Source organism: Bacillus sp. REN16 (assembly GCF_020731355.1).
Taxonomy (GTDB): Bacteria; Bacillota; Bacilli; order Bacillales; family Bacillaceae_L; genus Ferdinandcohnia.
Genome location: NZ_JAJFZK010000022.1, coordinates 35,907 through 45,126, shown reverse-complemented (window position 1 = coordinate 45,126; position 9,220 = coordinate 35,907). Strand labels below are relative to the sequence as shown.

General features: G+C 37.2%; 12 protein-coding genes and 1 pseudogene. 3 read left to right on the top strand and 10 right to left on the bottom strand.

The window, feature by feature from the left end; translation table 11 throughout:
• Window positions 1-203 (bottom strand): annotated as a pseudogene (locus LKW28_RS20575) (AAA family ATPase); the annotation flags it as partial.
• A gap of 116 nt (window positions 204-319) precedes the next feature.
• Here LKW28_RS20575 and LKW28_RS20570 point away from each other — a divergent pair.
• Window positions 320-661, top strand: a complete 342-nt coding sequence (locus LKW28_RS20570) for a YobA family protein (protein ID WP_229142297.1) — start codon at window positions 320-322, stop codon at window positions 659-661.
• A 48-nt stretch (window positions 662-709) separates the two neighbouring features.
• Here the strand turns inward: LKW28_RS20570 and LKW28_RS20565 are convergent, their stop codons facing one another.
• Complete coding sequence (locus tag LKW28_RS20565; protein WP_229142296.1) at window positions 710-1,972, bottom strand: MFS transporter; 1,263 nt, start codon at window positions 1,970-1,972, stop codon at window positions 710-712.
• A gap of 137 nt (window positions 1,973-2,109) precedes the next feature.
• Between LKW28_RS20565 and LKW28_RS20560 the strand changes: the two genes are divergently transcribed.
• Window positions 2,110-2,586, top strand: coding sequence for a glutathione peroxidase (locus LKW28_RS20560; RefSeq protein ID WP_229142295.1), 477 nt, complete (start codon window positions 2,110-2,112; stop codon window positions 2,584-2,586).
• On the opposite strand, the gene LKW28_RS20555 is transcribed toward LKW28_RS20560, so the two are convergent.
• Entirely contained in the window at window positions 2,581-3,087 is a 507-nt protein-coding gene (locus LKW28_RS20555; protein WP_229142294.1) for a DNA-deoxyinosine glycosylase, read from the bottom strand. The two genes, LKW28_RS20560 and LKW28_RS20555, sit on opposite strands and share 6 nt — an antisense overlap.
• Window positions 3,088-3,137: 50 nt before the next feature.
• Between LKW28_RS20555 and LKW28_RS20550 the strand changes: the two genes are divergently transcribed.
• The gene (locus tag LKW28_RS20550; protein ID WP_229142293.1) at window positions 3,138-3,581 is read left to right on the top strand and encodes an SRPBCC family protein; all 444 of its coding nucleotides are present in this window, start codon (window positions 3,138-3,140) and stop codon (window positions 3,579-3,581) included.
• 798 nt (window positions 3,582-4,379) lie between these two features.
• Here LKW28_RS20550 and LKW28_RS20545 read toward each other — a convergent pair.
• The 7 genes from LKW28_RS20545 to LKW28_RS20515 all read right to left on the bottom strand — a co-directional run bounded on the left by LKW28_RS20545 (window position 4,380) and on the right by LKW28_RS20515 (window position 9,178).
• Window positions 4,380-5,102, bottom strand: a complete 723-nt coding sequence (locus LKW28_RS20545) for a hypothetical protein (protein WP_229142292.1) — start codon at window positions 5,100-5,102, stop codon at window positions 4,380-4,382.
• Window positions 5,092-5,601: an RNA polymerase sigma factor gene (locus tag LKW28_RS20540; protein WP_229142291.1), complete on the bottom strand. Its 510-nt coding sequence runs from the start codon at window positions 5,599-5,601 to the stop codon at window positions 5,092-5,094. Before LKW28_RS20540 ends, LKW28_RS20545 begins: the two co-directional genes overlap by 11 nt.
• Before the next feature lie 186 nt (window positions 5,602-5,787).
• Window positions 5,788-6,630 (bottom strand): hypothetical protein, encoded by an 843-nt coding sequence (locus tag LKW28_RS20535; RefSeq protein ID WP_229142290.1) that lies wholly within the window; start codon window positions 6,628-6,630, stop codon window positions 5,788-5,790.
• Between the two features lie 41 nt (window positions 6,631-6,671).
• Window positions 6,672-7,481 carry an MBL fold metallo-hydrolase gene (locus LKW28_RS20530; RefSeq protein ID WP_324255056.1) on the bottom strand — a complete coding sequence of 270 codons (810 nt, stop codon included), beginning with the start codon at window positions 7,479-7,481 and terminating at the stop codon, window positions 6,672-6,674.
• 27 nt (window positions 7,482-7,508) lie between these two features.
• A complete protein-coding gene (locus LKW28_RS20525; RefSeq protein ID WP_229142288.1) occupies window positions 7,509-7,697 on the bottom strand; it encodes a PspC domain-containing protein in 189 nt (62 codons plus the stop codon).
• Window positions 7,698-7,763: 66 nt separating this feature from the next.
• Complete coding sequence (locus LKW28_RS20520; protein ID WP_229142287.1) at window positions 7,764-8,540, bottom strand: TerC family protein; 777 nt, start codon at window positions 8,538-8,540, stop codon at window positions 7,764-7,766.
• A gap of 125 nt (window positions 8,541-8,665) precedes the next feature.
• Window positions 8,666-9,178, bottom strand: a complete 513-nt coding sequence (locus LKW28_RS20515; protein WP_229142286.1) for a hypothetical protein — start codon at window positions 9,176-9,178, stop codon at window positions 8,666-8,668.
• Between the last annotated feature and the right edge of the window lie 42 nt (window positions 9,179-9,220).

Here is a 9,220-nt window from a genome sequence, read left to right as displayed (position 1 = left end):
GCAATTCCGGAGGAATTTGAAAATAATAGTTGTTTTTTGGAGGATATAAAGTGACTCTTTACAGTACTGTAATCAAAAAAGTTACTTACTAAGTCAATTGTCATGTGGTTATGAAAAAGCTTTAACTCTGTTATTTTCGCTAATTCCTGCCCAACCGTCATTTTCCCAACCGCTTGTGGACCAAAGATATGGACAAATTTCATAGGCCTTTCCCCTTTTCTTTTTGAATATTCTACCATAATCGCAAAAAATTTCACGCAATATTTTCAATTTGTAACCTATTACTCCAATTACTCGCCTAATCGGAAGAGGTGACGATATGAAGCAAATTGCTATTCTTATTATTTTGTTGCTAGTTGGTTGTGGTACGAGTGATCAAAACGCTGATGAAATGACTATAACCGGCTATATACTCGAGGTCGGTGAACGCATTCTAGTAAATGAAAAAATAACTGGCGAGGAATTCGTAACAAAAACAGAACAGGAAATCCATGATGAATACTATTATTCAAGTACTTTTTTCAGTGTTGATTCTATCGATCAGTATGTTGTTTCAAAGCTTGAAGTCGGTCAGAAAGTAAGGATTGTGGTTGATGGCGTTATCGCTGAGTCTGCACCAGCACAGGCGAAGGCAAGTAAAATTGAAGTAGTAGAGGAATAGGGGCTGCGACTTTTTTAGTGGCAGCCTTATTTCATTTGCCCCTATTACCTAAATTCCAACTGCCTTTTCCTCCGTAAAATACATTTTTTTCGTTGGCTGAGATACGAGAATAATGACAAAAACAGCAAGTACCACGCTAATTACAGATAATGTGACAATCGTGTATCTCAATGGCAACAGGTCGCCCATGATTCCAATAAATAAAAGAAAGACGACGGACACCCCACTCTGCAGCACACTTACGATACTTGTGACACGCCCCATAATTTCCACAGGCACATTGTTTTGATAAAAGGTGGTAAAGCCTGTATTTGAAAAGGCAAAAAAGAAGCCTAAAATGATAAAACCGGTCGCTGCCATTGCAAAGGAAGTAGCCAATGAATAGATTAAGTAACCTCCCGCAAGCATTAATAGCCCCGTTCCGATAAGAGCACGAATTGAAAGAAATCTTGAAATAAAGATGACCAATAAACCTCCGGCAGCATAGCCAATACCGGTGACACTTACTAGTAAACTATACTCCACCTCAGTTAGACCAATCACCCTTTGTGTAAAAACAACCTCCTGGGAATCCATCGCCATAGTAAAAATATCAAAGATAATAAAGCTCGAATATATGGTCATCACAAATGCCGCCTTTTTACAAAAACGTATGACCACTCGCCAATCTTCTAGTAATTTTTTAAATTGAAGTTTTTCCGTTGTATCTTTTTCACTACTATCGATATTTGGTAAAAATGCAATGAGGATTGCTGAAATTACAAATGATATTGCATTACAATAAATAGCTAATTCAAGACTACCAATAATAAAAAGCGTACCCGCAATGGCTGGGCCCGTAANAAAAAGCGTACCCGCAATGGCTGGGCCCGTAATAAATGCACCAGAAGAGACCAAGCTTCTAATCGAATTAAAGGTCTTCCGCTGTTCCTCTGGAATCAGCGCTGTTATGTAGGTAGTTGATGTCGGGTTAAAAAAGGATTTTGCAACACTGATTACAAATAGCAATCCATAGATCATCCAAATACTTGGAAGTAGTGGGATAATGGCAACTGCAATAGCTCGTACAATATCGGTGATAATCATGATTTTCCGTTTATTAGAGCGGTCTATGATACTCCCGGACCATCCATTTACAAGGATTGATGTGATGGGACCGACAACCCATAAAGCAGCAACTGCCGCTGCCGATCCCGTCATTTTTAACACTAATAGATTAATAGCTATGAGATATATAAAATCCCCCAAGGAGGATAATCCCAACCCGGTTAAAAGGATGGCGGGGAACTTCCAATTTGTTAACTGATTCATTTAGATACCCTCGTTTTCAAAATATTTCCTCTCTCCTGAATATTACATGAAAACCTTTATGAAAAGAAGTCCAAACTTGAATCTCACTCTTGCATCAATTACGATTATGGTAATCCGTACATAAGGGAGTGGAAAAAATGGCTAGTGTGTATGATTTTGATGTAAAAATGGCGAACGGGGAAATGAAATCACTCAGGGAATATGAAGGACAACCACTTTTAATTGTTAATACAGCAAGTAAATGTGGATTCACACCACAATTTCAAGGATTGCAGGGGCTTTATGAAAAATATCAAAAGGATGGCTTAGTTGTTCTTGGGTTTCCGTGTGCTCAGTTCGGGAATCAAGAATTTGAGAATATTGAGGAGACGACGTCTTTTTGCGAGATAAATTATGGGGTGACATTCCCAATGTTTGCAAAAATTGATGTGAATGGTGAGAATGCAGATCCGTTGTTTCAATTATTAAAGGACGAACAAAAAGGGTTATTGTCAAATGCGATAAAATGGAACTTCACAAAGTTTTTGGTGGACCGCAATGGACAGGTTGTGGAACGCTATGCCCCACAAACCGAACCGGCTAAAATAGCAGAAGACATTGAAAAGGTTTTATAGATATTCTTTGATGATTTTCCACTCTTGGAGCTTGCCTTCAAGAGTTTTGTTATATTTACCGGGCACAGGACTCGTTGACGGAAGCTTAATAACCTCAATCCCTGGAATCTGGTCAAGTCCAATATATTTTGAATAGCTTTGGTAAGACTTTGTTCCATTACAAATAATTAAACGAAGGTTAAGATGATTTTTAACAAAATCCACAATTTGGTTCGGCTCTTCATTTTTAATGTTTGAATCCAGACTTCCTTCCCTGTGGCAGCTATATAGCACATCCCAAAGAGCTATTCTTTCCTCTTTTAAAAAGGCAATCTTTTCTTCGTAGTCCGTTAGTTCATGACTATCAAAAAGCATAAACATGATTTTCCAAAAATGATTCCGTTTATTACCGTAGTACTCCTGTTTCTTTAATGACTCTACACTGGGCATCGAACCAAGGATCAGTACTCTCGGTTCTTCGCCGACAACAGGTTCCAGGCCAAAAATTCTCTCCACAAACATCACCTTTCCTGCTATGTTAAATGTATTATATCACTCGAGGTACTTATAAAATGAAACAATCTATCGTTATCAAGGCACCCAATACAGATGTATTTGACTGCATTGCGACCGCCAGCTCACGTGAAAAATGGTTTCCAAACGTGACTTCTGTTCGTTATTCGAACCCTAAGGATGAAACGAAAGCAGGGGCTTCCTTTCAACTGACAGCTGAGGAAGGGAAGGAACATGTTATGTTACAGGGGAGAAATAAGGAGGTCGCGCAACCCACGTTTTTCGCATTCGAACTTGAATCTCAAACCTATATCATGACTTTTTCGTATCGCTTGCAGCAGCAGGGTAATCACACCGTTGTCGAGCAAGAGTTTGAAACCAAGTATCATCGCTCTGTTATGAATGTGATTGATAAGCTTTTTAAAAGCTCGACAAAACAGACTGGTGAATTCGTTCTAAAAAGTTTAGCGGACTTTTGTGAAGCTAGGGTACGACCTGAATAGGTCCTACCAATAAATAAAAGAGGACCAGCAACAACTAACGGGTTCCGTTTCCTGTCGCAAAACCCGAAAATGTTGCCCATTTTGTACTGCTTCTTGTATCTGTTTTTGCAATTAAAAATAAGGTGGCTCAGTTCACTGAGCCATTTTTGATTGGAAAAGGGGTTAGGTGGGCAGCTTACGCACCGGATTTTAGAGGTAGAAATTCCTCTTAATTTGTAAATAAGCTAAAAAATAGCGTAAATAAGAGTAGAAATTTCCCCTATTGACTCAAGTAACGTAAAAATTGGGGATTTTTCTTTGCATAAGCGGAAAATTCCCCCCTATCAACCCCGAAAAGAGCTCTATTCTGCATTTAACGGAAATATCTCCGCTTATTTTAAATATCACTGGGTATTCAATTAAGGATAGGATTTCTTATGTTCTAAGTACTTTTGTAAGATAAAATGTATGCCAAATTGTAGGGGTACAACAGCCATTGTACCCCTACAATTTGGGGGTCATTTTCCTATACAAATTTTTATGTAATTTCGGCATAAATGGCTTTACTCCAATAAAAAATGAGCGTCAATTTCATATGCAAATTGGCAATCATTTTAACTTACATTTTTAATGTTTGTGATAGTTAACGGAACCCGTTAAGTAACAACGATCCTCTTTTTCAACTTTTGCACCATGTTTGGCTTATAAATATTCTCTAAGATTATTGTACTCTTATTACAAGTGTAGTAGGCATCTCCTAATGAACTTCCATCAACCTTTCCTTCCAACACTCACTTTGGCAAAAGTGTTTGATCAACATCACTTTATATCTATTTCCTCCAATATTTCTTTATTACCATCTTCTGTAACTATCATCACTTCTACTTCTTTCACTGGGCTAATGGCATACCAAAACCTTTTATCTCCTTCAATTGTAAGAACTTTCGCTTGAACCTCACCTGCAAATACTTCTTTTACAGAGTTATCGCTCAATGCGCCAGAATATATATATGGCATTTGGTTCATTGAAGACCAGTTCACACGTGAATTCCACTCAGCTCCTCTTGTTTGTTTCCATTCCCATTGATTATCCTGTTTCTCAAAATAAGCTATAAATATCTGTTCGCCGTTAAAGTTATTCTCCTTAAAAACTGCAATTGCGTCATCCTTATGAACTGCATTTAACTCCGTATGAATAAGTAAGTACGAATAGTTCTTTTCCTGTTTATGCATTTCTTTCATTTTTTGATGAAAAAAGCTTTTAAATGTTTCTATTTCAGAACCAGAGGTATTGTATGAATCTCCACCCATTGGAATAAAAATGACACAAAATAAGAGTAATGCAGCCAAACTTGCCACCACTGCTGTTATACGGTTTAATACATCTCTTCTTCGCTTCTTTAATTCATAACTTCTTGAAAATTTCATAAGGTTATCATGAATCTTATTTTGTTTATTTATATCAAAATCCTTCTCAAAATCTGGATCAGGAAGCGATTGTAATTCATCAACTATCTGGCTTTCCCACTCATTATCTTTCATTTTGAAGGTCCTCCTTCTTAGCCTTTAAGACCTTTAGGGCTCGGTGATAAGTAATACGTACCTTATTTTCATTCCAACTTAAAATGTCTGCTGTTTCAGAAACAGATAATTCCTTTATGGCTCTGAGAATAATTACATCACGGTAGTTGGGCTTTAATGAATGAATGACTTGATATAAAATTCTATTATTTTCGTTCAATTGAAGCATGACTTCTGGTGTTTTTTCCTCTTTAGGTTCAAATCCTGTGAAACTAAAAACATTTCTAATTCTGTTTCGTTTTCTTCTTCTAATCTCATCAATACCAACATTTCGTGCAATCGAAAAAAGCCAAGTTTTCACGCTGGACTTCGATTGATATGAATTAAATCCTTTGATTGCACGTATAAAAACTTCCTGCACTAAATCATCTATATCTCCTGATCCAACATAATAAAACAAGAAATGGTATACATCTTTGTTGTATAGATAGAACCATTCTGAAATTTTGTCACTGGTCATCCATTTCTCCTCCGGTATATTATTCAATCATTAGTCGAATCAACTGTCTAAATTATTTCACTTTAGCTTAAAAGATTTTATATTTTTTCAAAAAAATGTTTTTAAAAAAGCACAATCACTCTGATTCCCCAAAATAAAGAAGCCTGGAATAAGTGCACCAAGCTTCCGGAATTGTTATTTTAGGTCCTACCCTGCTTTTTTCTTTTTAAGTACAACTTTTAATTTATTAAAGTTTTCGATTGCATCTGTTAAAGTTGGTCCAGCTATTTGAATACCTCTTTCAATCGACTTTTCGGCTTTATCAAATAAATTAGCTTTAATCTGTGCATCGGCTAGTGTATACCAGTAAAAACAGGCTTTCATGTTTGCGATTTTCTTATCAAAAAACCTCTCAATTTTAGGATAATATGCAGCATATAATTCTTCATCAAAGATAAATTCCTGACCATTCCATTTCAGCACATCAACAAAATACGTATCTGCGATATACCTTTGCCAAACGGCAATTCCGGTTTCCTTTTTACCAGGAATAAGCTCCATCATATGATATGGAATCTCTGCCATTTCTTTTAATGAGTGATTCTCCCATTTAAATACTTCCAATTTGTTTCCTGCGTCAGCCCCAATTGTTACACCAAATAGATATTCCTTCGTACCATCACCTGTTAGATAAGTAAGTCCTGAATAATCCAGTCCAACACCAATGGCATTTGTTTCCCACACTTTCTTCCACTTACCGTTTTCCTTTTTGATGATAATTGCCCCGTATAGTGATGGCGATAGTTGCTTAATTGCTTTTTGAATATAGTTAAGCACGATCTCATTTTCTCCATCTTTGTCAAAGTCATAAAGCTGAAATAATCCAGTCGACTTTGGATTATCGGGACTTATTAACGATACATTCTCAGGTATAAAGCCTTTAACAATTTTATATAAGTCCTCTTCTTTCTTCACATTCATAGCCTGGGCGAAAATGGCAGGTTGAGTAAGCATGACAAACAATAGGGTGAAAAGTATTCCTTTTCTCATTCATAATCCCTTCTTCTTTTAGTCTTATGAATAATTGTTCCCTAGATTTGTTTGGATATTTGTAGGGCGTTTTGACCACCGATTATCGAAGTAATTATATGCAAAGAATCCCATTCACCTTCTGACACAAACGTAATTGGGTATTTTTTTCGAAAAATCTTTTGATCAATTTCGTCAAAGGAAAGTCCTTTTTCATACAGATTTTTCACTTCGCCGCTCAAATTTTCCAGATACTCCAATTTCCGTCGCATCCTCTTTTTTCCATCTTGTATGTATCCGGCATGACAGCAAAACATTGAGCCAAAGTCATGAGTGAGGACTGTTCTGATGGATTCCATGATTTGAGGAATCGATTCAGAGCGCATGATGACTTTTGTTTTTGAAGATACAAACAAATCACCTGAAAAAAGGGTTCCTGTATCTTCATTCAATAGGGCAATATGGTCATCTGCATGCCCAGGGGTATGTAGCACTTTCCATTCCTTTTTCCTGGATTGAATCGTATCTGAAATCGGCAGCGGATTAAATTCCTTTCGCATGCCCCATATTGCCTGACGGTATTTCGGGTAAGGCGCTGGTTGTGAGCATATGCTGATACCGAGTGGTGATATATAAATTGGGATGTTTAGGTTATCTTGGATCCAAGCTGCTGTGCCGGTGTGGTCCTCATGACTGTGCGTTAACGCAACGACATCAAATGAAACTTCTTTTAAAAAAGGAATTATTTTAGTTTCATAGCTTTGGGTACCTGTATCAACTAGCATCCCATCCGTTACAAATATAAATAGATTTGGTAAATTCGGTACCTCAATTTCAATAAAAGCAACATTTTCTTTTTTGTATATTTCCAACAAATTGACCCACACTCCCCATGTAAATTAGTATAATGATCTCGGGCTTTCGGACATTGTGTTTGCAAGAATAATGTAGATTAGTATATTTACAGGCGGTAAAAGTAGAAAGATGAGTCTCACTGCAAAAGAAGATATTCCCAAAAACTCTGCGATTCCTCCACAAACACCCATAATAGATCTATCTTTTGATGATTTTCTTAATTTTTGGTTCAATCAAAATCTCCCTCCCATTTAAAAAGGTGCTTTTCCTCTCATGAAGAAAAGCACCTTTTACATTCCCTATGAGGCTTTGTTATTTATATGATTCTTATTACTCGGTGCAAACCAACCGATTAGAGCAATTGCAACTAACACTCCATAAAAAATAATTGTCCAAAGGGTACTATGAGGAAAATCATGATTCAAGATGCCAATATCCTCATGTGCAAGAGTAATGACTGCAAGTTTGACACCGACCCAGGCAACAATGGCATAAGCTGTTGTTTCTAGCGCAGGACGTTTTTCAAGAAGCTGCACAAACCAAGTCGCTGCAAATTTAATGAGGATCAAGCCGGCAACTCCTCCAAGTACGACAACAATAAATTGTCCTCCATCCATTCCGCCGAAATCGCCTAATGGTGAATCCGGAAGACCAAGGGCAAGAGCGACAGCTGCGAGAATCGAATCAATCGCAAATGCTAGGTCGGCTAAAGCGATTTTCCCCGTTGTCGGCCAGAAACCTTTACCAGCCGCTTCCTTCTTATCATCTTCATGAATATTTTTATTGTCTTTTCCAAACTTTGCCTGGATGACATGCTTTAACCCAAGATAAAGGAGATAGAGGGCTCCTATCGCCTGAATTTGCCAAACGTTTGCGATAAATGAAATGGCAAAAAGCGCACCAAACCGGAAAACAAAGGCCATAATAATTCCGTAATTTATCGCTCTTTTTTTCTCATCTTCTGGTAAATGTCTGGCTATAACTGCTAATACAAGGGCATTGTCGGCTGATAACAATCCTTCTAAGCCGATTAATATTAACAAGGCCCAAGCATATTCTAGCCATATTGTCTCCATTCATTTCGCTCCCATCGTGACCAAGAATGACTTTCATAAATGTCACTAATATTAGATTTTCCCTTATTAGAACTGCTATCCTTTCATTTTTAAAAGGTTGTAATTACCAGAAAAATTAGTAAGGATTAGTAAACAATATAGTTAGCGCCATCTTTGAAAAAATCCATCACCCAAATGATTCCCATGAATAGGATCCAAATAAGTAACGGAATGGCTAGACCCATGAAAGCCTTGCTCCATTTGTATCGACTCTTCTTTTTTCGTAAAATGCGATCAATTATAAAATACAGGATTGCTGCCCCCAGACTAACCCATTGGAGGATCGAACCGAATAGTAAATGAAAAACAAGGGACAAATATGGTTCTAATTGTTTCAATCTGTTTTTCGTTATAATTCCTGATAAGAAGTCACTTATAATAGATGTTGCCGTTCCGTAAACAAAGATGACTGGAAAGCTGTATATGAGGTAGAGTGGCACAGATGCTGTAAATCCTAACAAGTATTCTTTTATGGAGTTAACCTCACCCCAAAATGAGGATGGAAAGATGCCCAGTAAGACTGCGAAAAGCGCACCTGAAATGGAAGCTGTAAGAAGTTTTCTTGGTAGTACGTGATTTATTTTTTCTTTAAATGTCAATTTCCATCCACCCTATCCAAAAATTACCTTTGTTTCGAGCGT

Excerpts from the sequence above, each read along its gene's own strand:
- LKW28_RS20570 (WP_229142297.1), top strand. The coding sequence starts at position 320 with ATGAAGCAAATTGCTATTCTTATTATTTTGTTGCTAGTTGGTTGTGGT.
- LKW28_RS20560 (WP_229142295.1), top strand. The coding sequence starts at position 2,110 with ATGGCTAGTGTGTATGATTTTGATGTAAAAATGGCGAACGGGGAAATG.
- LKW28_RS20555 (WP_229142294.1), bottom strand. The coding sequence starts at position 3,087 with ATGTTTGTGGAGAGAATTTTTGGCCTGGAACCTGTTGTCGGCGAAGAA.
- LKW28_RS20550 (WP_229142293.1), top strand. The coding sequence starts at position 3,138 with ATGAAACAATCTATCGTTATCAAGGCACCCAATACAGATGTATTTGAC.
- LKW28_RS20545 (WP_229142292.1), bottom strand. The coding sequence starts at position 5,102 with ATGAAAGATAATGAGTGGGAAAGCCAGATAGTTGATGAATTACAATCG.
- LKW28_RS20540 (WP_229142291.1), bottom strand. The coding sequence starts at position 5,601 with ATGACCAGTGACAAAATTTCAGAATGGTTCTATCTATACAACAAAGAT.
- LKW28_RS20535 (WP_229142290.1), bottom strand. The coding sequence starts at position 6,630 with ATGAGAAAAGGAATACTTTTCACCCTATTGTTTGTCATGCTTACTCAA.
- LKW28_RS20520 (WP_229142287.1), bottom strand. The coding sequence starts at position 8,540 with ATGGAGACAATATGGCTAGAATATGCTTGGGCCTTGTTAATATTAATC.